General features: G+C 44.2%; 24 protein-coding genes. 13 read left to right on the forward strand and 11 right to left on the reverse strand.

Annotated elements, in window-relative coordinates:
* The first annotated feature begins 98 nt into the window (after positions 1-98).
* The 5 genes from soxR to AACS92_RS01395 all read left to right on the forward strand — a co-directional run bounded on the left by soxR (position 99) and on the right by AACS92_RS01395 (position 6,301).
* Complete coding sequence (gene soxR, locus AACS92_RS01375) at positions 99-566, forward strand: redox-sensitive transcriptional activator SoxR (protein WP_099109597.1); 468 nt, start codon at positions 99-101, stop codon at positions 564-566.
* Positions 567-877: 311 nt separating this feature from the next.
* Positions 878-2,581, forward strand: a complete 1,704-nt coding sequence (gene glpA / locus AACS92_RS01380; protein ID WP_099109598.1) for an anaerobic glycerol-3-phosphate dehydrogenase subunit A — start codon at positions 878-880, stop codon at positions 2,579-2,581.
* On the forward strand, positions 2,571-3,866 hold the full coding sequence (gene glpB, locus AACS92_RS01385; protein ID WP_099109599.1) for a glycerol-3-phosphate dehydrogenase subunit GlpB: 1,296 nt from the start codon (positions 2,571-2,573) through the stop codon (positions 3,864-3,866). Before glpA ends, glpB begins: the two co-directional genes overlap by 11 nt.
* The gene (gene glpC, locus AACS92_RS01390) at positions 3,863-5,059 is read left to right on the forward strand and encodes an anaerobic glycerol-3-phosphate dehydrogenase subunit GlpC (protein ID WP_099109600.1); all 1,197 of its coding nucleotides are present in this window, start codon (positions 3,863-3,865) and stop codon (positions 5,057-5,059) included. The genes glpB and glpC overlap by 4 nt, the downstream gene beginning before the upstream one ends.
* Positions 5,060-5,191: 132 nt before the next feature.
* Positions 5,192-6,301 carry a Fic family protein gene (locus AACS92_RS01395; RefSeq protein WP_099109601.1) on the forward strand — a complete coding sequence of 370 codons (1,110 nt, stop codon included), beginning with the start codon at positions 5,192-5,194 and terminating at the stop codon, positions 6,299-6,301.
* 47 nt (positions 6,302-6,348) lie between these two features.
* On the opposite strand, the gene AACS92_RS01400 is transcribed toward AACS92_RS01395, so the two are convergent.
* Positions 6,349-7,449, reverse strand: a complete 1,101-nt coding sequence (locus tag AACS92_RS01400; protein WP_099109602.1) for a glycerol dehydrogenase — start codon at positions 7,447-7,449, stop codon at positions 6,349-6,351.
* 223 nt (positions 7,450-7,672) lie between these two features.
* Positions 7,673-8,341, reverse strand: coding sequence for a 7-cyano-7-deazaguanine/7-aminomethyl-7-deazaguanine transporter (locus AACS92_RS01405; RefSeq protein WP_099109603.1), 669 nt, complete (start codon positions 8,339-8,341; stop codon positions 7,673-7,675).
* 179 nt (positions 8,342-8,520) lie between these two features.
* On the opposite strand from AACS92_RS01405, the gene tusA reads away from it, so the two are divergent.
* Positions 8,521-8,763 (forward strand): sulfurtransferase TusA, encoded by a 243-nt coding sequence (gene tusA, locus AACS92_RS01410; protein ID WP_099109604.1) that lies wholly within the window; start codon positions 8,521-8,523, stop codon positions 8,761-8,763.
* Positions 8,764-9,460: 697 nt separating this feature from the next.
* Here the strand turns inward: tusA and AACS92_RS01415 are convergent.
* The 4 genes from AACS92_RS01415 to rsmD all read right to left on the reverse strand — a co-directional run bounded on the left by AACS92_RS01415 (position 9,461) and on the right by rsmD (position 13,829).
* A complete protein-coding gene (locus AACS92_RS01415; RefSeq protein WP_099109605.1) occupies positions 9,461-11,806 on the reverse strand; it encodes a zinc/cadmium/mercury/lead-transporting ATPase in 2,346 nt (781 codons plus the stop codon).
* A 230-nt stretch (positions 11,807-12,036) separates the two neighbouring features.
* On the reverse strand, positions 12,037-12,663 hold the full coding sequence (locus AACS92_RS01420) for a lysoplasmalogenase (protein ID WP_099109606.1): 627 nt from the start codon (positions 12,661-12,663) through the stop codon (positions 12,037-12,039).
* Positions 12,664-12,940: 277 nt separating this feature from the next.
* Positions 12,941-13,210, reverse strand: a complete 270-nt coding sequence (locus AACS92_RS01425) for a DUF1145 family protein (RefSeq protein ID WP_099109607.1) — start codon at positions 13,208-13,210, stop codon at positions 12,941-12,943.
* Between the two features lie 40 nt (positions 13,211-13,250).
* Complete coding sequence (gene rsmD / locus AACS92_RS01430) at positions 13,251-13,829, reverse strand: 16S rRNA (guanine(966)-N(2))-methyltransferase (RefSeq protein WP_099109608.1); 579 nt, start codon at positions 13,827-13,829, stop codon at positions 13,251-13,253.
* A 402-nt stretch (positions 13,830-14,231) separates the two neighbouring features.
* Here rsmD and ftsY point away from each other — a divergent pair, with 402 nt between their 5' ends.
* From ftsY to AACS92_RS01460, 6 genes are all read left to right on the forward strand, one after another.
* The gene (ftsY, locus tag AACS92_RS01435; protein ID WP_099109609.1) at positions 14,232-15,857 is read left to right on the forward strand and encodes a signal recognition particle-docking protein FtsY; all 1,626 of its coding nucleotides are present in this window, start codon (positions 14,232-14,234) and stop codon (positions 15,855-15,857) included.
* Positions 15,858-15,863: 6 nt separating this feature from the next.
* Positions 15,864-16,529, forward strand: coding sequence for a cell division ATP-binding protein FtsE (ftsE, locus tag AACS92_RS01440; protein ID WP_099109610.1), 666 nt, complete (start codon positions 15,864-15,866; stop codon positions 16,527-16,529).
* Positions 16,522-17,502: a permease-like cell division protein FtsX gene (ftsX, locus tag AACS92_RS01445; RefSeq protein WP_099109611.1), complete on the forward strand. Its 981-nt coding sequence runs from the start codon at positions 16,522-16,524 to the stop codon at positions 17,500-17,502. The genes ftsE and ftsX overlap by 8 nt, the downstream gene beginning before the upstream one ends.
* 214 nt (positions 17,503-17,716) lie before the next feature.
* Positions 17,717-18,568, forward strand: coding sequence for an RNA polymerase sigma factor RpoH (gene rpoH / locus AACS92_RS01450; protein ID WP_099109612.1), 852 nt, complete (start codon positions 17,717-17,719; stop codon positions 18,566-18,568).
* Between the two features lie 374 nt (positions 18,569-18,942).
* Positions 18,943-20,208 carry a GntP family permease gene (locus AACS92_RS01455; RefSeq protein ID WP_099109713.1) on the forward strand — a complete coding sequence of 422 codons (1,266 nt, stop codon included), beginning with the start codon at positions 18,943-18,945 and terminating at the stop codon, positions 20,206-20,208.
* Positions 20,209-20,234: 26 nt separating this feature from the next.
* Positions 20,235-21,392 (forward strand): glycerate kinase, encoded by a 1,158-nt coding sequence (locus AACS92_RS01460; RefSeq protein WP_099109613.1) that lies wholly within the window; start codon positions 20,235-20,237, stop codon positions 21,390-21,392.
* A 92-nt stretch (positions 21,393-21,484) separates the two neighbouring features.
* On the opposite strand, the gene AACS92_RS01465 is transcribed toward AACS92_RS01460, so the two are convergent.
* Both AACS92_RS01465 and AACS92_RS01470 read right to left on the reverse strand, forming a co-directional pair.
* Positions 21,485-21,790, reverse strand: coding sequence for a helix-turn-helix domain-containing protein (locus AACS92_RS01465; protein WP_099109614.1), 306 nt, complete (start codon positions 21,788-21,790; stop codon positions 21,485-21,487).
* A gap of 1,623 nt (positions 21,791-23,413) precedes the next feature.
* Positions 23,414-23,806 carry a DUF1266 domain-containing protein gene (locus AACS92_RS01470; RefSeq protein ID WP_099109615.1) on the reverse strand — a complete coding sequence of 131 codons (393 nt, stop codon included), beginning with the start codon at positions 23,804-23,806 and terminating at the stop codon, positions 23,414-23,416.
* 19 nt (positions 23,807-23,825) lie between these two features.
* Here AACS92_RS01470 and AACS92_RS01475 point away from each other — a divergent pair, with 19 nt between their 5' ends.
* Positions 23,826-24,167 (forward strand): low molecular weight protein tyrosine phosphatase family protein, encoded by a 342-nt coding sequence (locus AACS92_RS01475; protein WP_099109616.1) that lies wholly within the window; start codon positions 23,826-23,828, stop codon positions 24,165-24,167.
* A gap of 193 nt (positions 24,168-24,360) precedes the next feature.
* Here AACS92_RS01475 and fis read toward each other — a convergent pair whose 3' ends face one another.
* The 3 genes from fis to prmA all read right to left on the reverse strand — a co-directional run bounded on the left by fis (position 24,361) and on the right by prmA (position 26,813).
* Positions 24,361-24,657, reverse strand: a complete 297-nt coding sequence (gene fis, locus AACS92_RS01480) for a DNA-binding transcriptional regulator Fis (protein WP_010847912.1) — start codon at positions 24,655-24,657, stop codon at positions 24,361-24,363.
* Between the two features lie 7 nt (positions 24,658-24,664).
* The gene (dusB, locus tag AACS92_RS01485) at positions 24,665-25,648 is read right to left on the reverse strand and encodes a tRNA dihydrouridine synthase DusB (RefSeq protein WP_099109617.1); all 984 of its coding nucleotides are present in this window, start codon (positions 25,646-25,648) and stop codon (positions 24,665-24,667) included.
* A 283-nt stretch (positions 25,649-25,931) separates the two neighbouring features.
* Positions 25,932-26,813, reverse strand: a complete 882-nt coding sequence (gene prmA, locus AACS92_RS01490) for a 50S ribosomal protein L11 methyltransferase (protein ID WP_099109618.1) — start codon at positions 26,811-26,813, stop codon at positions 25,932-25,934.
* Positions 26,814-26,825 lie beyond the last annotated feature (12 nt).

The raw sequence follows: 26,825 nt of genomic DNA on the forward strand, positions 1-26,825 counted from the left end.
CTGGCCCAATTTACGAAAAAACGGTGAAGTATTTGACCAATTGGCAGAAACGTTAGATTTTTTCCATAAAACTGAAAGTTAACCCGGGTTACATAGAAATGAAAAAAAATAGGGCCATTAATTTAAATAGAGCATTAACGGTGGGAGAAGTAGCAAAACGTAGTGGGGTGACGGTAGCGACAGTACATTTTTATGAATCTAAAGGATTAATCAAAAGCTCACGCAATCAGGGAAATCAGCGCCGTTTTCCTGCGGTTGTGCTGCGTTATATCGCAATTATCAAAGTAGCACAGAGCACAGGTATTCCTTTGAAAGAAATACAGGAAATACTCAGTCAGTTTCCCCCTAATAGTAAACTTACAGCTGAACAATGGCGAATAATTTCCTTGCACTGGCGGGATTCGCTGGAGCAGCGCATAACAAAATTAACCCGGTTGCGTGATAATTTGGATGGTTGTATTGGTTGTGGCTGCCTTTCATTGACAGAATGCCCATTACGTAATCCCAATGATATTTTAGGCGAAACAGGTTCAGGGCCCATCATTTTATTACAAAAAGAAAAATAATTTATTCCACAAAGGGATCGGTAACATAGTTCCCGGCATTATGTTCTCAAAGGGACGGTTTTTTTAGCGAAAACAAGAATACCAAATCATCATGTCGTTCAGTTTCTTTTCACAAAACGTTAACCACTTTTAATAAAAACCCCTCAAAAAATAGTGATATTTCTCACGGTATTGATTTTTTTGTCGTCCAAAATACGCGTTTTAGGTTCGTTTTTGTTCCTTATCAAACAATTCCTATCCATTTTGGATATATTTTTATCATCAATCGGATTTACTGGCCGGATATGTGACTGGCAAAGAAAGGAGCATCTCTGATGAATGGCTCTCCTGTAACAGAAACTGATGTCATTATTATTGGTGGAGGCGCAACAGGTGCCGGTATTGCAAGAGATTGCGCCCGCAGGCGTTTACGCTGCGTTTTATTGGAGCGGCATGATATTGCAACAGGTGCAACCGGACGCAATCATGGTCTGTTGCATAGCGGTGCACGCTATGCCGTCACAGACAGCGAATCGGCAAAAGAGTGTATAAAAGAAAACAGGATACTCAAATCTATTGCCCGACACTGCATTGAAAAAACACACGGTTTGTTTATTACCTTGCCGGAAGATTCACTGGAATATCAGCAAACTTTTATTGCAGCGTGTGAAAAGGCAGGAATTGATACACAGGCGATTGATCCTGAAGAAGCGAAACGTTTTGAACCGGCAGTTAACCCGGATTTGATCGGGGCTGTGATTGTGCCTGATGGGACGGTTGATCCTTTCCGGCTGACGGCGGCCAATATGCTGGATGCCAGAGAGCATGGTGCACAAATACTGACGTATCATGAAGTCATGGGGTTAATCAGGCAAGGGGATAAAATTACCGGTGTTCATGTTTATGATCATCGCGCTAAGCGCTTGTATAACATTTATGCGCCGATAGTGGTGAATGCTGGTGGAATTTGGGGGCAGAAAATTGCGGAGTATGCGGATCTCAGAGTCCATATGCTGCCGGCCAAAGGATCGTTGCTGATCTTAGGGCATCGCATTAACAATATGGTGATCAATCGCTGTCGTAAACCCGCAGATGCCGATATTCTCGTACCCGGTGACACTATTTCGCTGATTGGCACGACTTCTTCCCGCATTGAATACGATCAGATTGATAACATGCATGTGACTAAGGAAGAGGTGGATATCTTAATCAGGGAGGGAGCAAAATTATCCCCCCGGCTTGCACAAACCCGTATCTTACGGGCTTATGCGGGAGTCCGCCCTTTAGTCGCGAGTGATGATGATCCATCGGGCAGAAACGTCAGCCGTGGTATTGTGCTGCTTGATCATGCCCAACGTGATGGTCTGGACGGATTTATAACCATTACTGGCGGTAAACTGATGACATATCGCCTGATGGCTGAATGGGCAACCGATAAGATTTGCGAGAAACTTAATATTACCGCGCATTGTACAACAGCACAGGAGCCACTGCCCGGCTCAGAGAACTCCACCGAACAAACACGCCAGCACACGTCACACAGTAAAATCCCACATAGTAAAAAACCGCATTGTAGCACCGTAACTCTCTCCGCTCCCATTCGTGAGTCGGCCATTTATCGTCATGGCGATCGCGCCAGCCAGTTACTGAGTACCGAACGATCAGATAAAAGTTTGGTATGTGAATGTGAAGCGGTAACTGCGGGAGAAGTACGTTATGCAACGGAATCTTTGGCGGTTACTAACCTACTGGACTTGCGTCGTCGCACTCGTGTTGGCATGGGAACCTGTCAGGGAGAGCTGTGTGCCTGTCGTGCAGCAGGGGTGCTTAACCGTCTCGGTGTAATAACAGAACAGGAATCAGAGCAGCAACTGAAACAGTTCCTGAATGAACGCTGGAAAGGGATCCGCCCTGTCGTCTGGGGTGACGCGTTACGGGAAAGCGAGTTCACCAGCTGGGTTTATCAGGGACTGTGCGGTTTAGATGACCATGATACTGATAACCAGACAATAACGGGGGCTGATAATGAAATTTGATACTGTCATTATTGGAAGCGGGCTGGCGGGATTGGTCAGCGGCATTCGGCTGGCAGAGGCAGGTAAATCCTGTGCGATAGTCAGTTCAGGCCAAAGCTCTCTTTATTTTTCTTCTGGCTCGATGGATTTTCTTGCCCGTTTACCTGACGGAAGTGAAGTCACTCATCCCTTACATGCCTTATCTGAATTGACCAGACAGGCTCCGTATCATCCTTACAGTCGGATAGGAGAAAAAAAAGTAGCACCACTGGCTTATCAGGCTGAAAAATTAATCAGGGACAGCGGACTGGTTATGACTGGTTCTGCTTCACAAAACCATTATCGTGTTACGCCCGTTGGCCGTCAGCGCATGACATGGTTAAGCCCGGCACGAGTACCGGTTCGTGAGCTGGAACGGCCATTTAAATGGGAAAGTGTTGTTGTGATCGGCATTGCGGGATTTCTGGATTTTCAGCCCGGCATCGTCGCCAGTGCGCTACAGAGACAGGGGGTGAAAGCCAGTGCGCAGGAGATTCACTTACCTTTTCTCGACAGACTGCGTGATAACCCCAGTGAATTTCGCTCCGTTAATATTGCCCATTTACTGGATCTGCCTCAGAGCCTGACACTGATAGCGGAGGAAATCAGCCGTCTGGCGCAGGGGTATGAGGTTGTGTTCCTGCCTGCCTGTATTGGTCTGGAAACTGATCAAGTCGTGCAGGCATTGCAGATACAGGTGCAAAAGCCCGTCTATTTGTTACCGACGTTACCGCCTTCTCTGTTGGGGATCCGGGTGGATCAGATATTACGTGATCGGTTCCGCCACTTTGGTGGAGTAATAATGACGGGAGATACAGTCAACGGTGTGGAAATGGCAGAGAACCATATTACTGGTTTGTACACTCGTAATCATGGTGATATTCCACTGCGGGCTTCTCACGTGATTCTGGCAACCGGTAGTTTTTTCAGTAATGGACTGAAAGCACAATTTGATCGGGTTTATGAACCCTTACTTGATTTAGATCTGCTGGCGTACTCTTCACGTGAACAATGGACACGGCAAAATGTTTTTACTCCTCAGCCATATCTTAAATTTGGTGTCACCACGGATGAATATTTACGGCCATTAAAGTCAGGTCAGGTGGTGGAAAACCTGTATGCTGCCGGTTCTGTGCTGGGGGGATATGATCCATTGTTTGAAGGCTGTGGTGCCGGAGTTTCTTTATTGAGTGCCTTATTTGTTGCTGAACAAATCATCACCGGGCAACGAGTTACAAAACAGCGGATACCGGAGATTGCACAATGAACATAGCGGATAACAGTTTTGAAAGCTGTATTAAATGTACTGTCTGTACTACCCAATGCCCGGTGGTTAAAGCTAATCCGGGCTATCCCGGGCCAAAACAGGCCGGCCCGGATGGAGAGCGCCTGCGTTTAAAAGATCCTGCTTTATATGATGAAGCGCTGAAATACTGCACTAACTGCAAGCGCTGTGAAGTTGCATGTCCGTCTGATGTAAAAATCGGTGATATTATCCTGCGGGCAAAAGCAGATTATCACTCACAGCGGCCTAAATTACGGGATGTCATTCTCAGCCACACCGATATGATGGGCACTCTTTCTACTCCGCTTGCTCCCATCGTCAATTCAGTGACCAGCCTGAAGCCAGTGCGCCATCTGCTGGATAAAACGCTCAGGATTGATCACCGACGTGAATTACCAAAATACTCTTTCGGAACGTTTCGGCGCTGGTATCACAAACAGGCATCCATTCAACAGCAATTTACAGAGCAGGTTGCCTATTTTCATGGTTGTTTCGTCAATTATAACCATCCACAACTGGGTAAGGATTTATTGAAAGTCTTTAATGGAATGGGGATTGGTGTCCAATTACTGACGCGGGAAAAATGTTGTGGCGTGCCGTTGATCGCCAATGGCTTTATGAATAGGGCGAAACGTCAGGCGAAAGCTAACCTGCTCTCATTAACAGAAAGTGTGATTGAGCGACAAATTCCCGTTGTAACAACTTCATCCAGTTGTACTTTTACCTTACGCGATGAATATCCGCATATTCTGGGCGTAGATACCCGCCCGGTACGTGATCATATTGAGCTGGCAACCCGCTATATTTATCGGTTGCTGGATCAGGGGCGTGATCTGCCTTTGAAAACGATGCCTCTGAAAGTGGCTTACCATACGCCATGTCATATGGAAAAAATGGGCTGGGCAGCCTATTCGATTGAGTTGATTAAGCGTATTCCGGGTATTGAATTAATTATTCTGGACTCTCAGTGTTGTGGGATTGCCGGAACTTATGGTTTCAAAAAAGAAAATTATGAAGTATCTCAGGGGATTGGTGCTGGCCTGTTCCGGCAAATCGAAGAAAGTGGCGTTGATTTGGTGATCACCGATTGCGAAACCTGTAAATGGCAGATAGAGATGTCTACCAGCAAAAAATGCGAACATCCGATGAGTTTACTGGCGCGAGCGCTGGGCTGAATTAACCTATTTTCCAACTCATGAGGCAATTAGATCGATTATTTGCCTCATTTTATGAGGCGAATAGTGTTGTTATTTGCCTCATTTAGTGAGTAGAATGACCAACTGATTGATATCATGAGGTGAATGGTCATGTGGATATGGGAACAGAAAAATTGGCCTGATTTCCAATGGAATGAACATGAATTGATCTCCATTCTACGTGAGATTAATTTTAATCAGGGGCTGTTACTCGGTTTATCTGCGACTGAAAATACTGAGCAAGCAACGCTGGATAACCTCTTAGCCAGTATTCTCTATTCCTGTGAGATAGAAGGAGAAAAACTAAACGTAGCATCAGTACGTTCTTCGCTGGCGAATCATCTGGGTATCAGTGAGGAAACTCCGTATCCAATCAGTGAACAATCTGATGGCATCGCACGAATCGCGTTTGAAGTCGTAGAAAAATATCAAGAACCGTTAACTCTTGAACGTATTTTGCAGTGGCATGAGTGGATGTTTCCTGTCGGTTATCGGTTAATTAATCCCATCAGCGGTGGGCAATTGCGACATGGCGGTATCGAAGTTGTGTCGGGCAGAATAGACAAGCCAATTATCCACTTTTCAGCCCCGCCAGCCGAACGGCTACCGCAAGAGGTTGCAGAATTTATCACATGGTTTAACCGTTCCTATTATGACCCTAATCTTGACCCTATTTTGCGGGCAGCGATTGTGCATCTGTGGTTTGTCACTCTTCATCCACTGGAAGATGGTAATGGTCGTATAACCCGTTTTCTGACTGATCTGGCACTAGCGCAGGCAGAAAGCCGATCAATCCGGCTTTATGCGATGTCTGTGAGTATCTGCGAAAGTCGGAAACAATATTATGAAATGTTGGAACAGACACAGCGTGGTGGGTTGGATATTACGGGCTGGATGAGATGGTTTCTACAAACCCTGAATAACACTCTGATTGTTAAATTGAAACAAATTGATGGAACCGTGAAGAAAACCCGGTTTTGGCGTCGTGTTGATCAGAGCCAGCTCAATGAAGAGCAAGTGAAGGTACTGAACAGAATGTTAGACGGTGATTTCTCTCAAGGAATTAATAGCAGCCAATATCAGAAAGTGGCTAAAGTGAGCAGGGCTACAGCCACCCGACATCTAATCTACCTGACAGAATTGGGGTATTTGGAAAAAACAGAAGCGGGAGGGCGAAGCACTCGTTATGTTATCCATCATGTTAATGGCGTGACCAAATAGGGCGAGGGTTCCCGCCCTGAAACCGCAAAAATCACGCTGATACTAAATTAGTATAACCAGTCTTTTCCCATCTGATCTGCTGCCAGAATTGCGGCATAGACCTGCTCTGGGGTGACGGTAAATGGCATATTGTGAATAGTTTCCCCTTCTGCACAGCTTACTTTAGCGACCTGCATAATTTTCTGATGCAAATTTTCACTATCGCGCAGGCCAAGTTGTTCCAGCGTAATTGGAAGGCCAACTTGTACACAAAAGTCGAGTACGGTTTCTAGTTCTTCACAGGGGCTATTTTCTAATATGAGCTGTGTCAGCGTACCAAATGCGACTTTTTCACCATGATACAGGTGGTGACACTCTTCCAGGATGGTAAACCCATTATGGATGGCGTGTGCAGCGGCAAGGCCTGCACTTTCAAAACCAATTCCGCTGAGATAGGTATTGGCTTCAACAATATTTTCAACCGCAGGCGTTGTCACTCCGGCTTCTACCGCCAGTTTTGCTTTATAACCTTCTGACAATAATGTGTCGTAACACAATTTAGCCAATGCCAGCCCGGCCAGAGAAGTTGTTCCTCCTGCCATAGTCGGATGATGTGCTGTACTGCTGGCCCTCGCTTCAAAGTAGGTAGCCAGTGCATCTCCCATACCAGCAATAAACAGCCGGACAGGTGATTTTGCAATAATTTTCGTGTCCACTAACACAATATCGGGATTTTTAGGATAGAACAGGTAGCTATCAAATTCCCCCAATTCTGTATACAGAACGGAAAGCGCACTGGTTGGTGCATCCGTTGAGGCCAGAGTCGGAGAAACAAGAATGGGTAATTTTGATTCGTGTGCTACAGCTTTTGCGGTATCAAGCGTTTTTCCTCCACCAATTCCAATTACGGCCTGACATTGATTAGTGAGTAGGATGGCTGACAGGCGTTCTATTTCTTTACGGCTGCACTCGCCGTTGAAGACTTCAAAATGGCTGGTGACTTCATTTTGTTTCAGGCTCTTACTGACTGTATCTCCAATAAGATTGAGTACAAAATTATCAGCAATAACAAAAACATGATCAGCAAGTATTTTCGTGTAGTGGCCAATGTAGGATATCGCATCTGGCCCTTGGATATATTTGGATGGAGACTGGATAACTTTCAGCATAAGAAATATTCCTTCTTCACTGGAAACTCAACATAACCTGTTAATAGCATCGGTATGTGACAGGTTATCAGTCGTTTCGAATAAAAGTGTGTGTTTGCCTGTCCGCCAACACTATACGACAAAACATACCCGTAGGTTATCTGTAAAAGCAGGAAATGCGCGATTTGTGAGGAAAAGCTGAAAGGCGATCAGCACCCTGATTAGCTCAGGGCGCAATGTCGTTTTAGCGGGTCTGTGCCAGTGCCTTATCTGATGAGTGAGAGAAAAAGAATTTCAAGATAAGGTTCAGTAAGATGCCATAAGCCGGTAGGAAGAAGAGCATACAAATAAACAGCTTAAATGCATAATCCACTAACGCGATTTCTACCCAGTGAGTTGCCATAAAGGCATCGCTGCTGCGATAAAAAGCGATAAAGAAAAAGGCAAGAGTATCAAGCATATTACCGAAAAACATGGCCGCTGCCGGTGCCATCCACCAACGCTGGTTCTGACGCAGACGGTTGAACACGCCGACATCTAATATCTGACCGAGAACATAAGCCATAAAACTTGCTGTTGCAATGCGGGCAACAAATAGATTAAACGTTCCTAAGGCCGAAAAACCCTGCCATGATCCCTGAAAAAATAGCGCAGAGATGAAGTAAGAAATAATCAGAGCCGGAAGCATGACCGTCATAATTATTCGGCGTGCTAATGGTGCACCATAAATACGTACGGTTAAATCTGTTGCCAGAAAGATAAAGGGAAAGGTGAAGGCTCCCCAGGTGGTATGAAGACGAAAAATAGAAATAGGCAATTGCACCAGATAGTTACTGGAAGTAATAATCAGAATATGAAACAGTGAAAGCCAGATTAAAGCCGAAGCTTTCTGCTGCTTAGTAAGTTGAAACATATTGTACCTTTTTGCTGGATGGGGTGAGGGAACCCAGAAACAAATTTCCCTGAATTATCAGGAGAGAAGCATCATACGCGGGTTGAGTAATATACTCAATGGATTTCAAAATGCGGTGATTGAGGTGAATATGTAATATAATCCACCGCTATAGATTGTTTGAACCTACAGAGATTGTTATGTCTGATGTTTTTGCCAACCCTGATAAAACCCTTGATACACAGGGATTACGCTGCCCAGAGCCGGTAATGATGGTACGTAAAACTGTCCGTCACATGGATGTCGGGCAGACTTTATTGATCGTTGCGGATGATCCGGCGACGACTCGTGATATTCCCGGTTTTTGTCGTTTTATGGAACATACTCTGCTTGCTCATGAGACAGCGGAAACGCCTTATCGGTATCTAATCAAAAAAAATTAAAAGATTGCTTAATAAACTGGTAGAAATATAAACCCGTGCTAAGCTTATCAATGTGGGACTTGGAAATCTTATCACCTCACTAAGTACCATATTTCCTTTTGTCTTAATAGCAATCTTGAGTAACTGTAGTCTTATTTTGAAAAGGTGCGCCTTAGCACCTTTTCAATTTGTTTTATCTATTATTGGCCTGTTAAATATTTTATCAATAACAGCCTGAAAGCCTACGTGGCTATTATAATACTTTTTGGGTAAAGGATATCTTTTAGAAAAGGATGCTGATAATTTTCTGATTACATTAAGTTGCAATCAAATAAGAGTATTAAAGGAATAATCTGTATTCCGGCGTTTTTTTATAATAAATCTTGATACATACACAAAATATTTGCCAGTAATCTGGAGAGTATTGTTCAATAATTAATAGCCCGGTGGTTTGGCCACAACCACCGGGCGGATGTGGATGAAAGAGTGTGAAATATACCTGATTGGTTCGCTATCTTTATTTTCGAGACGAAAAAAGAAGTGTGCTTTTTAATAAACAAGTTGTGAACTCAAGTAGATTAAAAATGGAATAATATGAGGGGAAATAAAAATAATTAGAAAGTTACTCATAAACTATTTCATGAACTTTCAAAGTATTTCTGAGTTAATTACATATCCCCCACTCATATTTGAGTGAGGGAGTATTCATGCAGAGAAATTATTTATTGTTTCTTGTTTTGATGCGCAGCAGACGGATAGCATTCGCTGTCACCAGCGCTGTAGCTCCTGAATCCGCTAACACTGCCATCCACAACCCTGTAATCCCCAGTAAACTGGTGATAAGGAATATAGCCTTCAAGCCTAATGCGATAGTGATATTCTGACGAATATTGTAGTGTGTTGCCCGTGACAGAGTAATAATTTCCGCCAGACCAGTCAGCCGGTTATGAGTCAGTGCGGCATCAGCTGTTTCCAGCGCAACATCCGTACCGCTTCCCATCGCGACCCCAATACTTGATGCTTTCATTGCCGGTGCATCGTTAATACCATCACCGACCATCATCGTTTTGTGTTTTTCATTAAGCTGCATAACCGCAGTGACTTTGTCTTCCGGTAGCAATCCGGCCCGGTAATCAATATCCAACTGGTCTGCAATAGCTGCCGCTGCCCGGGGATTATCGCCTGTTAGCATCACCGCATTGACGCCTTGACGCTTCAGAGACTGGATAGCTTCAATGGCATCCTGACGCAAAGTATCCTGCATGGCAATCAGGCCAATAAACTGCCCATCCTGAACAATGGCAACGGTTGTTTTACCGCTGTCTTCCAGTTCAATAACCCGCTGTTTCCATTGTGGTGATAAAACATTTTCAGAAAGCCGACCGGGAGCAGAAACCAGTATTTTCTGCCCTGATAACTGACCTTCAATTCCAATACCGGCAAGAGCTTTACGGTTCTCTGCTTCGACAACCGTTACACCTTTATTTTCCGCTTCATTAAGAATGGCTTTTGCCAGCGGATGATGAGAACCACTTTCTACCGAACCCGCTAATGCCAGTAATGTTTCCACACTGATATTTTCCACGGGTTCAACATTCGTAACCTGAGGCTTTCCTTCAGTCAGTGTACCGGTTTTATCCAGTGCAATCGTGGTGATGCTGCCGAGTTGCTCTAATGCTGCACCGCCTTTGATAAGTGCACCACGGCGAGTGGCAGCGGCGAGTGCGGAAGTAATAGCAGCAGGCGTTGAAATAACCAGTGCACAAGGGCAGCCAATCAATAGCAGAGTCAGACCGCGATAGATCCACATATCCCACGGTTCGGCGAAAAACAGGGGAGGTATCACGATAACAAGTGCCGAGAGTAGGATAATCAGTGGCATATAGATGCGGCTGAATTTATCAATAAAACGCTCAATCGGAGCACGGCGTTCTTCAGCTTCTTCAATTAACCGTAGGATACGATCAATGGCATTGTGTCCCGGTTCAGAAACAACCTGCATTTGCACGGATCTATCAATCGAAAGACAACCGGCTGCGACTTTTTCCCCTTGCTGGCGTTCAACAGGGACAGATTCTCCCGTCAGAGCACTTTCATCGAAACTGGCAAACGAGTTAAGAAGTTCGGCATCTGTAGGTAAACGAGCACCCGGAGCGATTTCAATAATGTCTCCCGGACGCAATTCAGCGGCAGGAACCTTTTTCTTGATGCCATCTTTGACAAGTAGTGCCTGTTCGGGAACCAGTGCCATCAGAGCGCTGACACCTCTTCGAGCACGACCTGCGGCATAACCTTCTAAGATTTCGCCTAACTTGAACAGTAAAATTACCATTGCAGCCTCTGAAGTAGCATTGATGAACAATGCACCGATAGCCGCTACGGTCATCAATGTTTCAATGGCAAAGAAAGATCCAGAACGGAACAACCTGATGGCTTTGACTGCGATAGGATATAACCCAATTAAGACCGTTATGATGAAGGCGATTTTTCCGGCAGGAGCACTCATTTTAGCGATGACCCCGCTAGCGGCCATCAGTACAGCAAGAAGGAGAATCGGAGAGAATGTTTTCCAGAGGCTGGTTGCTGGTGGCAGTTTAGATGTTGAATCGGTTTCTTTGATTTCAAAACCCGCTTGCTTCACCGCCCTGACGACATCACTCCGAATATCTGAATCCGCATCCACAACCAGCTTTTCGGTAGTAAATAACACCTTGACCTGTTTAACTTTAGCCAGTCTTTTCACTGCATTTTCGATTTTGCCTGCACAACTTGGGCAATCCATACCCTGAATAATCCAGTTAAAACGCTGTCTGGCAGTCAGTTCAGCGGGAGCTGTATCCTGTACAGGGTGTGCGTGAGTATGCGAGCAACTTCCGCCATGATGATCATGCGAATGGCTTTTATTATGGGAGTGGGCATGACTATGGGAATGTTGATGCTTTGTATCACGTGTACGTGATTGCTTACTTTCATTTCTTATGCTGGAAGAACCCTGCAAGGCCCTTTTGGGGGACGAGATAGAGCCACGCTGCGATTGTTTATGTTTTTTGGAAATAGAGAACATAATGGCCTCTCAATGATGTTTATTCAGGTTGATTACCATTAACTCTACACTTTAGAGTTCACTCCAGAGTCAAATAAAAAAAGCAATTATTTTGATGAATTGTGCTATTACCGATGGGATCTGCAATGTAGCAGACAACGTTGTAATTGGGAAAAATGGCAATAATATCTGGGTATTGAAGTGAGGCGTTGATGCCAACGTCTCACTTAGGATGAGAATAAAGCAATGATTTAAATAATCAGTGAACGGATAATCAAAAAGTGCCCGATAAAACGGCAGGAAGCTACGATTGCTTTTGAGAGTTTAAAAGGAAAACGGTATTGGCTAATCATGCTGATACTGTGTGCGAGAAGTAACAGAATTGCTCCGACCATAGCTGAGAGACGGCTTTCATTACCGAGCGCAAAATATTGTTCTCCGGCAACCCAAACCATGATGAGAACCATAACCCAGGTATCCAGCACCCGCCAGCGTAATTGATCCAGACGGCTCCAGATAACCAGCATCACTACAATACCTACTACCAATAGAATTAATGGCAGTGGAAAGAATAAATGGAAACTCATATGCAGGGCGAAGCTGATGGTATAGAGCAAATAACTCAGAAATAGCGCGACGAATGAGAATAGTAAATACTTACTGGGGAGCATTCGGAGTGAGTCAGAAAGCAGAGCGGTGATAAGGCCTGCAATAATCAGGTAGCCGGAAGCTTCAAGGTTTGGAGCCTGAAATGCCCATAATAGCAGAAGCAGCATAGTGACCGGATAGAACACCCATTGCTGCCATTTGATACCACGATAGGCGGCATCAATATATAACCATCCAGAGAAGAACACAGCAAGAAATGGCCAACTCATATTTTTCCTTTCCTTAAATGTTCAGCGCCTGTTTTATCAGGAATTGCTGTTTATGATGGGGATAAAGCGAGAGTACCAACTTTAATTCTATATTAACGAGAAGGTAACGTTTTATTATCAAAAGGAATGTACGTCAATGAGTAATCGTGTGGCGTAAGTTTGGCGTAATAAACGGGAAGACCACTTTTTGTGGTATCTGCCCCAGTCACATTGTTGCTTATATGGCTGGGGAGTTGCTGTTGAGTACTATTTGTTATTTACCGGGAAAATGAAGGTATTATTTTTTTTCCAGCCGGGTTTTTTTCTGCCATGACAATAGCTCAAATACCCCGAAAAAGAAGATCTTAGTTTGCAACCAGCCAGAAAGTTTTTGGTCTTTCGGCTGAGAGTGTTTTAACAACAAAAGTTGGAAAGCATGCATGACTACAGTAAAAACCATAGCGATATCCATAAAATACTTTAATGGCTTAGGGAAGGGGTGAACCAGATTTAGGATCATAATCCCCCAGACACAAACCATAATTGCTCTTCCCAATTGGATAAACATCATTGACTCCAGAATTGTATTTTAATAGCCAGACCGTCATTTACTGGCGGCGAATATATAACCTGTATGCAACCTGACCGGCAATCTTTTCCCGGTGTAAGTGCCAGTTTGCAGGGACTGCTGTCGCGGCAGATTCAGATTCTGCTTCGACATAAACCCAGCTTTCCTTAGCCAGCCATCGGTTAGTTTCCAGCAAGTTGATGGTTTCTTCCAGCATTCCTTTCCGAAATGGTGGGTCAAGGAAAATGATATCAAAGGGCGTTCCGGCCTGATTGAGATGTTGTAGCGTATTGTTTTGTATCACCTTACCGTTGTCTGCTTTCAGTAGCGCTAAATTATTTGATAGCTGTTTTGCTACATTACGATCGTACTCAATCAAAGTGGCGCTGTTTGCATAACGTGATAACGCTTCAAATCCGAGCGCTCCGCTGCCGGAAAAACAATCCAGACAATCAGCCCCCTGAATGACGGGCATTAACCAGTTGAACAGAGTTTCTCGGACACGATCGGTTGTCGGACGCAGCCCTTCACTATCAGGAACCGGTAATTTTCTTCCGCGCCATTTTCCGCCAATAATACGAATTTGCCCTAAAGACGAGCGCTGTGGTTTTTTAGTCATAGTTACATAAATTAATTATTTGTCATCGCCGTAATATTATCTACTGCTTATCAGGCCTTGATGGTGAATAAAAAGACGAGGATCAGGAAACCCATTGATTAATTTACCACGAAATCCTCAATAGAATATGTGTTGTGGTGAGATGAAAATGTTAGACTGGATTTTATCACCATTAGAACCTATCTCTGTAGGCGTAATTGTTAAAATAGAGACCTAACAGATTTCAATTTATGTCACAGACAACAAAGAGGCAACTTGAAATATGAAGAGTATAGCGTCTATTGGTCTGAGTTCTTGACTTATCCCGATAAGAACTGATGGCCTGAAATAAAGGTAATTCCAGTCAGTTTCTGGTGTAGGTTGTGATAACGCCATAATTAACCGCGAGGAGTGTAGTGGCCGATGGCAAAAGAAAAAAAAAGAGGTTTCTTCTCTTGGTTCGGACTTGGTCGTCAGGAAAAGAAGCAACAACAAGAAGAACAAATTGAACAAGAAAAGCTGGCAGCGGCAGAAGCGGAACAACAGCGTTTAGCGGAAGAAGCGGCGCGTCAGGCGGCAGCAGAAGCGGAACAACAGCGTTTAGCGGAAGAAGCGGCGCGTCAGGCAGCAGCAGAAGCGGAACAACAACGTTTAGCGGAAGAAGCGGCGCGTCAGGCGGCGGCAGAAGCGGAACAGCAGCGTTTAGCGGAAGAAGCAGCGCGTCAGGCGGCGGCAGAAGCGGAACAACAACGTTTAGCGGAAAAAGCGGCGCGTCAGGCAGCGGCAGAAGCGGAACAGCAACGTTTGGCGGAAGAAGCGGCGCGTCAGGCGGCAGCAGAAGCGGAACAACAGCGTTTAGCGGAAGAAGCGGCGCGTCAGGCGGCGGCAGAAGCGGAACAACAGCGTTTAGCGGAAGAAGCGGCGCGTCAGGCGGCAGCAGAAGCGGAACAACAGCGTTTAGCCGAAGAAGCGGCGCGTCAGGCGGCGGCAGAAGCGGAACAGCAACGTTTGGCGGAAGAAGCGGTGCGTCAGGCGGCAGCAGAAGCGGAACAACAACGTTTGGCGGAAGAAGCAGCCCGTCAGGCTGAAGAACAGACCTCCTTACCTAAAGAGCAGGAACGCCCGACTAAAGAAGGTTTTTTTGCTCGTCTGAAAAAAAGTCTGGTAAAAACCCGCCAGAATTTGGGGGCCGGATTTTTAGGATTATTCCGTGGTAAGAAAATTGATGATGATCTATTTGAAGAACTGGAAGAACAGTTACTGATTGCTGATGTTGGTGTCGAAACAACTCGCAAGATCATTAACAATTTGACAACTCACGCCAGCCGTAAAGAATTGAAAGATGCGGAAGCGTTATACGTAAAACTCAAAGAAGAAATGTCGGGTATTCTGGCTAAGGTTGATAAACCACTGGAGGTTGAGGGTAAATCACCTTATGTCATTTTGATGGTTGGTGTGAATGGCGTTGGTAAAACGACGACAATTGGTAAATTGGCTCGCCAATACCAATCTCAGGGTAAAACCGTCATGCTGGCTGCGGGTGACACTTTCCGCGCAGCAGCGGTGGAACAATTGCAGGTTTGGGGTGAACGCAACAAAATCCCGGTAGTTGCCCAGCATACCGGTGCCGATCCGGCTTCCGTCATTTTCGATGCTATTCAATCAGCTAAAGCTAAAGGTGTTGATGTCCTGATTGCAGATACCGCAGGACGTTTACAGAATAAAGCGCATTTGATGGAAGAGCTGAAAAAAATCGTGCGGGTAATGAAAAAGCTGGATGAAGAAGCTCCGCATGAAATTATGCTGACTTTGGATGCGAGCACAGGTCAAAATGCAGTCAGTCAGGCTAAACTATTCCATGAAGCAGTTGGTTTGACCGGTATTTCACTGACCAAATTGGATGGAACTGCAAAAGGTGGTGTGATTTTCGCCATTGCGGACCAATTCGAAATTCCGATCCGCTATATTGGTGTGGGGGAAGGTATTGAGGATCTCCGTCCATTTAAGGCTGACGATTTTATAGAGGCTCTTTTTACCCGGGAGGATTAACTATCAATGATTCGCTTTGAACAGGTCAGTAAAGCCTATCTGGGAGGACGGCAGGCACTACAAGGGGTGGATTTCCACCTTCGTCCGGGAGAAATGGCATTTTTAACCGGTCATTCAGGAGCGGGTAAAAGTACGCTTCTGAAACTTATTTGTGGCATAGAGCGCCCGAGTGCCGGTTATATCTGGTTTGGCGGGCATGATGTCAGCCGATTGAAAACCCGCGAGATCCCATTCTTACGTCGGCAGATCGGTATGATTTTTCAGGATCACCATCTGCTGCTGGATCGCACTGTGTACGATAATGTCGCAATGCCATTGATTATCTCAGGTGCCAGTACTGAAGATATTCGTCGGCGGGTATCAGCGGCGCTGGATAAGGTTGGCCTACTGGACAAAGCGAAAAATTTCCCGATTCAGCTATCCGGAGGGGAACAACAGCGTGTTGGTATTGCCCGCGCTGTTGTGAATAAACCCACCGTCCTGCTGGCGGATGAGCCGACGGGGAATCTGGATGGTGAACTATCTGAGGGTATTATGCGCTTGTTTGAACAATTCAACCGGGTCGGTACGACGGTTCTTATGGCGACGCATGACACCGCTCTTATTGAGCGCAGGAATTATCGTATCCTGACCCTGAATCAGGGACGTATGCAAGGAGAGCATCATGGCTAAGCCTGCCCGTCATTCAATGAAGAAAACGATTTCTCCCAAATCCCGTTCCAAATCGCTGAAAGGAGGATGGCGCGTACAGTCACGTTATGCATGGAAAAGCACTTTGTCTGATATGTTATTCCAGCCACTGGCGACTTTGCTCACCATCATGGTGATAGCTATTTCTCTGACATTACCGAGTGTATTTTACATCGTCTGGAAAAACGTTAATCAGGCGGTGGAACAATGGTATCCCGTACCACAACTCACGGTGTATCTGGATAAGTCACTGAATGACATCAGCTCTAACCAGCTGATTGAAGAGCTAAAAGCAATGGATGGCGTGAAGTCAGTGAACTATCTGTCCCGTGAGGAGGCCGTGAATGAATTTCGCGCCTGGTCAGGGTTTGCCAGTGCCTTAGATATGCTGGAGGAAAATCCGTTGCCAGCGGTAGCGATTGTCTCCCCTAAACTGGATTTTCAGAATTCACAGGCACTGACGACATTACGTGACCGTGTTGCACAGCTAAAAGGTATCGAAGAAGTCAGAATGGATGACGGCTGGTTTGCCCGGCTGACGGCACTGGCTGACCTTATTGGCCGGATTGCTGCGGTAATAGGGGGGCTGATGGTCGTTGCGCTGCTTCTGGTGATTGGTAACAGTGTGCGTTTAAGTATTTTCAGCCGTCGTGAAACGATTAATGTCATGAAACTGATAGGAGCAACGGATGGGTTTATCCTCCGGCCTTTTCTCAATGGAGGGGCATTACTGGGAATTCTGGGAGCGATCCTTTCGCTGCTTCTTTCGTACCTGCTAGTCTGGAAACTTTCCAGCGTTGTCACTGAAGTTGCCAGCGTTTTCGGCACCACTTTCAAGTTATACGGTCTGGGTTGGGATGAATCACTATTACTGGTACTGATTTCAGGTATGATTGGTTGGATTGCAGCATGGTTTGCGACTGTCCAGCATTTGCGTCGTTTCAGGCCTGAATAGAACACTTTTGTTGGACTTATGGTGAACTTTTGGGCTTAATCATAGTCGAAGAAACTGTTATTGTTTTGTATACTTTGTATGTGTGGGCATACAATGCAGATAATTTGAATGTGATCCTCACGATGGTAAAATAGGCTCATCTTTGGCCTGAAAAATCTAATAGGTTGATTCAGGAAAGTTTAAAAGACCACTAATTTAGTTTGAGAGAATTTGAATGACAAAAGAAATGCAAACTTTGGCATTAGTTCCGCAAGGGAGTTTGGAAGGGTACATCCGTGCTTCCAATGCTTATCCTATGCTCTCTGCAGAAGAAGAGAAGGAACTGGCAGAAAGGCTGCATTACCAGGGAGATCTGGATGCAGCAAAACAGCTGATTCTGTCTCACCTGCGCTTCGTTGTTCATGTTGCTCGCAGTTATGCTGGTTATGGTTTGCCGCAGGCGGATTTAATTCAGGAAGGCAATATCGGCCTGATGAAAGCGGTTCGTCGATTTAATCCGGAAGTGGGCGTACGCCTGGTGTCTTTTGCTGTTCACTGGATTAAGGCAGAAATCCATGAATACGTACTGCGTAACTGGCGTATTGTGAAAGTTGCAACGACAAAAGCGCAGCGTAAGTTATTCTTCAATTTGCGCAAGGCTAAACAGCGTCTGGGCTGGTTCAGTCAGGATGAAGTTGATTTGGTTGCCAAAGAATTAGGAGTGACCAGCAAAGATGTTCTGGAGATGGAGTCTCGTATGTCGGCGCAGGATATGGCATTTGATATGCCATCTGATGACGACAGTGACAGCCCGCCAGCTCCGGTACTGTATTTGCAGGATAAAGCGTCTGATTTTGCCGATGGCATTGAAGAAGACAATTGGGAAAACCATGCTGCGGATAAACTTACTGTAGCAATGGACAAGCTGGATGAACGTAGTCAGGATATTATCCGCTCCCGTTGGTTGGATGATGACAACAAATCGACTTTGCAGGAACTGGCAGATAAATACGGTGTATCCGCTGAACGGGTTCGTCAGCTGGAAAAAAACGCCATGAAAAAGTTACGAATGGCGATTGAAGCGTAATTTACACACAGCTAGCTGAGCATGAACGATATATATTTATGCTGAACGCATGCAATAGCAGATTAAAAGGCGATAATTTAGTTATCGCTTTTTTTATGCGCGTTATTTATATAAATGAGTTATGCGTATATACACAATGGATTTCAAGATGCTTCACGGCGGCAAGGGAGAGACAAATTCGTCGGGAACGAATTTGCCCAGCCAAAGGCTGGCCTCCGGTGAGAGGCAGGAGCCTCTCAGTAATCTCTAGGAGCATAGATAACTATGTGACCGGGGTGAACGAGTGCAGCCAACAAAGAGGCAACTTGAAAGACGAAGTGTATAGTAATCTTTCGGCTTCAGCTCATAATGAAGTCATTGGGGATAATGACAAGATGACGACTGTTTCTGCTATTGGTGCTATTGCTGCATTGTTTGTTTCTATCATTCTGATATTAAGAAAAGTTTCTCCTGTTTATGGCATGATGGCCGGTGCACTGGTTGGCGGTTTGATCGGGGGTGCAGATCTGATACAGACCGTCAATTTGATGGTCACAGGGGCACAAGGGATGACCAATGCTGTCTTACGTATATTGGCAGCGGGTGTTCTGGCTGGTGTACTGATTGAATCTGGTGCAGCCAGTACCATAGCTGAAACTATTGTACGCAAGGCAGGCGGCAAACGGGTCTTACTGGCATTAGCAATCGCAACAATGTTGTTGACAGCCGTTGGTGTATTTATTGATGTTGCAATCATTACCGTTGCACCGATTGCTTTGGCAATCGCCCATCGGGCTGATTTATCAAAGATGTCGATTTTACTTGCCATGATTGGCGGAGGTAAAGCCGGAAACGTCATGTCTCCCAATCCAAATACGATTGCTGCATCAGAAGCTTTTCATGTACCTTTAACATCGTTGATGGTCGCAGGTATTATCCCCGGGCTATTCGGGTTAGTAATGGCTTACTATCTTTCAGGAAGAGTGATAACTCGGGGGTATAAGGTCAGAAGCGAAGAGCTGACAATGACCGCACAAGAGTCTCTTCCCTCTTTTATGGCTGCAATTTCGGCTCCTGCCATTGCCATCTTTTTGCTGGCTTTGCGCCCGGTTGCTGATATCACTATAGACCCTTTAATAGCATTACCTGTAGGAGGATTGGCTGGTGCTATTATTATGGGGCATTGGCGTCAATCAAATCGCTTTATTCTCTCAGGGCTGAGCCGCATGTCTCCTATAGCTATCATGCTATTAGGGACGGGGACACTGGCAGGCATCATCGCTAATTCTGAACTGAAAGAAATATTGATCCACGGGATAACAGCATCAGGTCTGCCAGCCTATTTACTGGCTCCGGTTTCAGGGGCGTTAATGTCAATGACAACGGCATCCACGACAGCGGGTACAGCCGTTGCTTCGGCGGTTTTTGCACCTACGCTACTCGATTTAGGCATCAGTGCATTAGCGGGAGCTGCGATGTTACATGCAGGTGCTATCGTATTGGATCAGCTGCCACACGGCAGTTTTTTCCATGCGACAGGAGGCAGTGTATATATGCAGTTACACGAACGCCTGAAATTATTGCCATATGAAACGTTGGTGGGCTTAACTATCGCCTTTATCTCAACCTTAATCTTTGGCGTCTTTGGTTTTGCGGGTTAGATAAATTGAAGGAGAGATAAATTATTATGAAAATTGTCATTGCTCCGGATTCATTTAAGGAAAGTTTAAGTGCAATGCAGGTAGCGGAAGCGATAGAGCAGGGGTTTAGGGAAATCATTCCGCAGGCCGATTACATCAAGTTACCAATGGCTGATGGTGGAGAAGGCACGGTAGAGTCAATGGTGGCTGCAACAGGAGGAAAAAGATTCATATGCACAGTCACTGATCCTCTGGGGCAACCTGTTGACGCTTTTTGGGGATTATTGGGTGATGGAAAAACCGCAGTGATTGAAATGGCTGCCGCTTCAGGCCTGCATCTGGTGCCACTGGCACAACGTAATCCTCTGATAACAACGAGCTATGGTACGGGGGAGCTAATTCTGGCGGCCTTGGATCATGGCGTTGAAAAGCTGATTTTAGGTATTGGTGGTAGCGCAACCAATGACGGTGGTGCAGGAATGATGCAGGCACTTGGGGCAAATTTAACGGATGGCGATAATCGTCCTTTACCCTTTGGCGGAGTTGCGCTGACACGTTTGGAAAGCATTAATCTCACAAACCTTGATCCTCGTCTCAGTCAGTTAGAAATTACAGTCGCCTGTGATGTCACTAACCCGCTATGTGGTGAATCAGGAGCATCTGCGGTATTTGGCCCGCAAAAAGGAGCGACACCAGAAATGATTAATATACTGGATTCAGCTTTGCTCCATTACGGGATGAAAATTAAAACAGTAACAGGAATTGATGTGCTTAATGCTGCCGGAGCTGGTGCTGCCGGAGGTATGGGAGCCTCTTTACTCGGCTGTTTGAACGCAAAATTACAGTCGGGTGTTGAAATTGTACTTGATACTCTGAAGCTGGAAAAAGCAATTCAGGGCGCAGACTTGGTTATTACTGGTGAAGGGCATATGGACAGCCAGACTATATACGGAAAAACACCTATTGGTGTTGCACGGATAGCCAACAAATTCGGTATACCTGTTATCGCATTAGTGGGAGGAATGAGTAAAGATTATGATGTTGTCCATCAACATGGGCTGACTGCTGTATTTTCTATTATCCCTGAAGTTTGCACTCTCGCTGATGCTTTAGCTGACAGTACTGACAATCTGCATGTATTGGCTCGTAACATTGCATCGGTTTGGTACATCGCTCGTGCACATAAAAAAGAAGGCGGCGATTGAGAAAGTGAATAAGTACTCAGTAGGGTCAGAAGCCCACATATTTTTCAGTTTAGTGCGGGCTGGCAGGCTTCTGACGGTGGGATATTCCCCATCTAACAACCATTTTTTCCTATAATTGTTTCAGCAATGGGAATATATTGAGTATCAAGTTTATTAACAATGCCTTCCTTGCTCTCTTCTTCAAAACAGTCTTCAAAGAACCAGGAAACATGAGTTTCCAATTCGTTACAAATGGCAACTAAATGAGTAATATTAATTCGATTGGTTCCTCTTTCATAACGCGAAAGTTGTTGCTGGCTGATACCAATTTGTTTCGCTAAGGCAGTTGCCGTGATCCCTAACTCCTTCCTTTTTTGTTGAATTCTTTGCCCGACTAATAGGTTTGCATCTTCTTCCATATCTTATCCTTTCATCTTTAAATCAGTAAGTTATGGCGTTATCAAGGATAATTGCCTTGGAGCTTAAAAATGACTCAGTTTTCCATCGTCATTGTGCACGACATAGGAAATACCCTGACGGATTTACCATCGTTCATGGTATGCCTATTGTTACACCTGATTCGCCGTTTTGTTTTCCGACATGCGCCTTGTTTTTTTTACTGAAATAACCTTTTTTATTAACGTCTTGTAAAAAACAGAACCTTTACTGAGGCAAGGTATACTCTTCCATGATGCAAACCACGTTTCTCTATTTTGTTATTACCTTGCTTCTTGCAACTGCTTTTCCTCGTCATTGAGGTCATTGAGCAAAACAACACTCCGTTCTTCTCATATGAGGAATAATGAACAGGCCTTAAAACGTTAAGTTTGTTATTTTTATATTCATAACATATTGAATTTAAATTAAATTAATATATAAAAATCCAATAATATAATTTTTTATAAACAAATCGCCATTATTTGGCATATTTTTGAGTTTTATAGAAGCTTTCTAAGGTTAGAAACTAAACAAAATATACCAAACTGTAAACATAATCCTATATAACATTACTTAAGTCAAATTTCATTACATATCAAATAACATTCCACTTAATTTATTATAATATATGAACTTTTTTTGTTATTCACATATTTAATCCCTTTCAAATAGTATTAATGATAACAAATTGTTAATTATCATAACTCAATAGCACCCAAATTAACCAGAATTAATATTACATCATCCTTTCATATGCAGAACTTAATTCTATACCATATAGATAATGTAGATTATAAATCCAAACCAAACAGTTTGGTATAAAATGTTTTGTTTTTTAATAAAATTTTACAGATTTTGGTTAAATAAATATATTTGAATATTTCATTGTATGATTATTGCCAAATTAAAAATTTTACTTAGTAAATATTACTTATAAAAATCTTTTCCACTAAATTGACTTTTATTTCGCATAAAATTTCAGTTTACTCGCATTTTTGAACATTTCAGATACAGTTCGTTTTTTTATCAGTGACTCTATGCTGTTGTTTAATTTTTTAAATAAAATCAATGCATTAAATTTATTAGTGCAAGTGGGATATTTTTTATTTAATTACGCGTGTTTACTTTATAGACTCAATTGTTAGAAAAGCTGTTTATTTAGAGCTTTCCTCATAAAATTGACTGAAAGTAAGTAAAAGACACTGATTTCTATCTCGTCATCTGACAATGCGCATATTAATATAATTAAGACTTTTGTATGAAGAGATGGTGAAGATTATCTAATTCAGCCTATTATATAAGCTGAAAAATAAACCTTATTTAATAGCTGATAATTTTCTCACCTAACGGCATGTGCTGATTGATTTATCGCCACTTAATTTGTTTTCATCCCATCTAATTCAGAATATCTGCATGAAATATCAATAGTGACATTTGAGAGGTAATACGTTCACCAGAATTAAATATTTATTCGGGATAGTAATAAGATGCGATAATTTAGAGCAAAATTACGCCAGCTAGATAGTGCTGGCGTTTATACTCATATGGTTATCGAAGTGGATTGCATAATCAGTGAACGCAGATAGCAATAGGTTTTTGACGGCTTATGGCTCATCAGCCCTGACTTGTTCTCTAATAGCATCATGCACTTCATGAAAATTAACCTCAGCATCTGGATTTTGTTCGGCTAAAATTTCAGTTAGTGCCTGAGCAAATGAATGAGTTTCGATTGGCGGTAACTCGCTATTCCAATTGATCGCAACTGTTGGGCTATTCGGATCATTCAGCAATGCACGGATAATACCAATATACTCAGACTGGCATTCAACCCAGCCTTCATCAGTGGATGCCCAAAACCAGCGTGTGAGCGCAAAGTGGTACCACAGATCGTCCCATCCGCTATAAACCATTCGTAACAGTGGGGCGAGCATGAGCGTCCAGTTTTTAGCTTCCTGTTCCGTGATATATTGCAGTTTGCATCCGTTCAGGCACAACATACTGAAACGATAAGGATTTATGCATATTTTATTTATTTGTAGTCGCAATCAATGGCGTAGCCCGACAGCAGAGCAAATATGGCGTAATGATGTAAATTGGTCTGTTCGATCTGCTGGTACAAGCAGTAATGCTAAAAAGCAGGTGACACCTGATCTTATTTTTTGGGCTGATATTATTTGTGTCATGGAACAGAAGCATAAAAATCGGTTAAAAGCTGCATTTTCCCATTTGCTTAAATCTAAGCCGATCCATGTTCTCGATATTCCAGATGATTATCTCTATATGGATCCACAGCTGATAAAGATTCTTGAAGATGTAGTACCTGTTTATATAGCAAGAAATCACTATCTGATACCTTAACGTACTGAGATAAAAAGAAACTTTTTTGTTCTCATAGCTTTTTATTTGCTTCCAGGTTTTCCCTCTGCCTATTTGCTCATACTTAGCGAATATAAACATTTTTCCATGTATAAACATTTGTATAAACAAAAAAGAAAAAAGCACTTCCCCAAAAGAGAAAGTGCTTCTTCAACAGCAAGTTACTAGACTAGGATTAGTTCATGCCGTATTTTTTCAGTTTCTTACGCAGAGTACCGCGGTTGATTCCCATCATCAGCGCTGCGCGGGTTTGGTTACCACGGGTGTATTGCATCACCATGTCCAACAGTGGTTGCTCTACTTCAGCCAGTACCAGCTCATACAGGTCATTGACGTCTTGACCATTCAGTTGAGCAAAATAGTTCTTCAGTGCTTGTTTAACTGAGTCACGCAGAGGTTTTTGAGTTACCTGATCTTGTGAATTTACAGTAGCAACGGTTAGTACGTCAGAATTTACGCGTTGTTCGAACATAGTTCTGTCAGCTCTTTTCTTTATTTACGCAAAAATTTTCGAAGTATGCTTCCAACACCTCCAGCTGTTCGCTGGCATCCTCAATGGCGTTGAATGAGCGCCGAAACTGGTCATCAGGAGCATGTTCCTTGAGATACCAAGATACATGCTTACGTGCAATACGAACTCCTTTGCCTTGACCGTAAAAGTCGTGCAATTCTCGTACATGCTCGTTCATTAAACGCTGCACCTCGCCAAGGGGCATCGGTGACAGCAGTTCTCCTGTTTCCAGATAATGCTGGATTTCCCGAAAGATCCAGGGTCTTCCCTGAGCAGCGCGGCCTATCATCAGGGCATCAGCCCCGGTGTATTCAAGCACTGCTCTGGCTTTTAGCGGGTCAGTAATGTCGCCATTAGCAATAATTGGAATGGCAACAGTCTGCTTAACTGTCCGAATGTTGTCATACTCGGCTTCACCATTAAACAGGCAAGAACGAGTCCTGCCATGAATGGTAAGCGCCTGAATACCACAACGTTCAGCCAATTGGGCAATTTCTACACAGTTACGTTCTTCCGGTGACCATCCTGTACGGATCTTCAATGTAACAGGTACATCAACCGCATTGACTACCGCAGAAAGGATTTTTTGAACCAGTTCTGGATAACGCAGTAATGCTGAGCCTGCCAATTTACGATTAACCTTCTTGGCTGGGCACCCCATATTGATATCGATGATCTGAGCACCATTGTCGACGTTGATTTTCGCCGCCGCTGCCATTTCATCGGGATCACTACCGGCAATCTGTACAGAACGCACTCCGGGTTCGTCGCGATGAACCATACGTAGCCGGGATTTATCCGTCTTCCAGACCTGAGGGTTGGAAGAAAGCATCTCTGAGACTGTCATACCTGCACCCATGGTGTAGCATAGTGATCGAAACGGGCGATCCGTTATGCCAGCCATAGGGGCTGCAATAAGACAGTTTTTCAACTGGTATTGTCCGATACGCATAGGCGAAGAAAGAGTGGCCAACTGTGACTAAGGGCGCGTATATTACGCATTTTTCACAAGATATGAAAGGCCAAACTTTGAGCGAAACGGTATTTTAACGGAATTTTTCCAGTTGATTTTTTCAAACTTTTCTATTTATCCTTTAATAACATTAAGTTACGTATTTTTGACGAAATTTATTGTTACCTATATTTCTCATGACAAATAGTATGTATTACCACCAATTTGTCCCCCAGAGGATCATTTTAGTGGATAATCCTGTTTTTCAATAGTAGTTTGTTGATTATTTTTTAACCCCGGTAATGCGGCACCATTCTTCTTGTTCGGCGATTGGATCGATAATGAATTCATTGCTATAGGCTTCAGCAACACCTTCAGCCTGACTTGCCAGTACACCGGACAAGCCTAATAATCCACCAGATTTTGGTAACGAGCCGATAACAGGAGCCAGTTCACGCAGCGGGCCAGCCAGAATGTTGGCGATAGCAACATCACATTCTAAATTGTCAGGTTGATCTTTAGACAGATAGAGTGTCAGTAGCTCAGAAACGCTATTACGCTCTGCATTATCCCGGCTCGCCTGAATTGCCTGAGGGTCGATATCAATGCCGATAGCATGTTTAGCTCCTAGCTTCAGGGCTGCGATAGCCAGAATGCCGGAACCACAGCCGAAGTCGATAACGGCTTTCCCTTGCAGGTCAAGGCCATCCAGCCATTGCAGGCAAAGAGAGGTGGTTGGGTGTGTTCCGGTTCCGAAAGCCAGTCCCGGATCCAGCATAACGTTAACAGCATCCGGTTCAGGAACTTCCCGCCAGCTTGGGCAGATCCACAGGCGGTTACCAAAACGCATTGGGTGGAAGTTGTCCATCCACTCGCGCTCCCAGTCTTTATCTTCCAGCTGTTCAATTTTGTGGAGAAAACCTTTACCCAGCTGGGGAACCTGCTCCAGTTGGCTAACAACAGCTTTCATATCGGTTTCTGCATCATACAGGCCAATGACATCGGTATCTCCCCATAAACGGGTTTCTCCCGGCAGAGGTTCAAAAATTGGCGTATCGTGGCTGTCCTGAAAGGTAACGGACACTGCGCCACTTTCCACGAGTTCATCACCGAGTGATTCAGCTTGTTGTCCCGTGGTGTTTAATCTCAGTTGTATCCAAGGCATAAAAATTCTCTT

The sequence above is a fragment of the Xenorhabdus sp. KJ12.1 genome (genome assembly GCF_963876495.1).
GTDB lineage: Bacteria > Pseudomonadota > Gammaproteobacteria > Enterobacterales > Enterobacteriaceae > Xenorhabdus > Xenorhabdus stockiae.

What these genes read in the sequence shown, in the direction of transcription:
- AACS92_RS01400 (WP_099109602.1), bottom strand. Translation starts at nt 7,449, where the DNA reads ATGCTGAAAGTTATCCAGTCTCCATCCAAATATATCCAAGGGCCAGAT.
- dusB (WP_099109617.1), bottom strand. Translation starts at nt 25,648, where the DNA reads ATGCGTATCGGACAATACCAGTTGAAAAACTGTCTTATTGCAGCCCCT.
- glpC (WP_099109600.1), top strand. Translation starts at nt 3,863, where the DNA reads ATGAACATAGCGGATAACAGTTTTGAAAGCTGTATTAAATGTACTGTC.
- AACS92_RS01405 (WP_099109603.1), bottom strand. Translation starts at nt 8,341, where the DNA reads ATGTTTCAACTTACTAAGCAGCAGAAAGCTTCGGCTTTAATCTGGCTT.
- rpoH (WP_099109612.1), top strand. Translation starts at nt 17,717, where the DNA reads ATGACAAAAGAAATGCAAACTTTGGCATTAGTTCCGCAAGGGAGTTTG.
- AACS92_RS01465 (WP_099109614.1), bottom strand. Translation starts at nt 21,790, where the DNA reads ATGGAAGAAGATGCAAACCTATTAGTCGGGCAAAGAATTCAACAAAAA.
- AACS92_RS01395 (WP_099109601.1), top strand. Translation starts at nt 5,192, where the DNA reads ATGTGGATATGGGAACAGAAAAATTGGCCTGATTTCCAATGGAATGAA.
- AACS92_RS01455 (WP_099109713.1), top strand. Translation starts at nt 18,943, where the DNA reads ATGACGACTGTTTCTGCTATTGGTGCTATTGCTGCATTGTTTGTTTCT.
- ftsE (WP_099109610.1), top strand. Translation starts at nt 15,864, where the DNA reads ATGATTCGCTTTGAACAGGTCAGTAAAGCCTATCTGGGAGGACGGCAG.
- soxR (WP_099109597.1), top strand. Translation starts at nt 99, where the DNA reads ATGAAAAAAAATAGGGCCATTAATTTAAATAGAGCATTAACGGTGGGA.
- AACS92_RS01460 (WP_099109613.1), top strand. Translation starts at nt 20,235, where the DNA reads ATGAAAATTGTCATTGCTCCGGATTCATTTAAGGAAAGTTTAAGTGCA.
- glpB (WP_099109599.1), top strand. Translation starts at nt 2,571, where the DNA reads ATGAAATTTGATACTGTCATTATTGGAAGCGGGCTGGCGGGATTGGTC.
- fis (WP_010847912.1), bottom strand. Translation starts at nt 24,657, where the DNA reads ATGTTCGAACAACGCGTAAATTCTGACGTACTAACCGTTGCTACTGTA.
- rsmD (WP_099109608.1), bottom strand. Translation starts at nt 13,829, where the DNA reads ATGACTAAAAAACCACAGCGCTCGTCTTTAGGGCAAATTCGTATTATT.
- AACS92_RS01425 (WP_099109607.1), bottom strand. Translation starts at nt 13,210, where the DNA reads ATGTTTATCCAATTGGGAAGAGCAATTATGGTTTGTGTCTGGGGGATT.
- AACS92_RS01415 (WP_099109605.1), bottom strand. Translation starts at nt 11,806, where the DNA reads ATGTTCTCTATTTCCAAAAAACATAAACAATCGCAGCGTGGCTCTATC.
- AACS92_RS01420 (WP_099109606.1), bottom strand. Translation starts at nt 12,663, where the DNA reads ATGAGTTGGCCATTTCTTGCTGTGTTCTTCTCTGGATGGTTATATATT.
- tusA (WP_099109604.1), top strand. Translation starts at nt 8,521, where the DNA reads ATGTCTGATGTTTTTGCCAACCCTGATAAAACCCTTGATACACAGGGA.
- AACS92_RS01475 (WP_099109616.1), top strand. Translation starts at nt 23,826, where the DNA reads ATGCATATTTTATTTATTTGTAGTCGCAATCAATGGCGTAGCCCGACA.
- ftsX (WP_099109611.1), top strand. Translation starts at nt 16,522, where the DNA reads ATGGCTAAGCCTGCCCGTCATTCAATGAAGAAAACGATTTCTCCCAAA.
- prmA (WP_099109618.1), bottom strand. Translation starts at nt 26,813, where the DNA reads ATGCCTTGGATACAACTGAGATTAAACACCACGGGACAACAAGCTGAA.
- ftsY (WP_099109609.1), top strand. Translation starts at nt 14,232, where the DNA reads ATGGCAAAAGAAAAAAAAAGAGGTTTCTTCTCTTGGTTCGGACTTGGT.
- AACS92_RS01470 (WP_099109615.1), bottom strand. Translation starts at nt 23,806, where the DNA reads ATGTTGTGCCTGAACGGATGCAAACTGCAATATATCACGGAACAGGAA.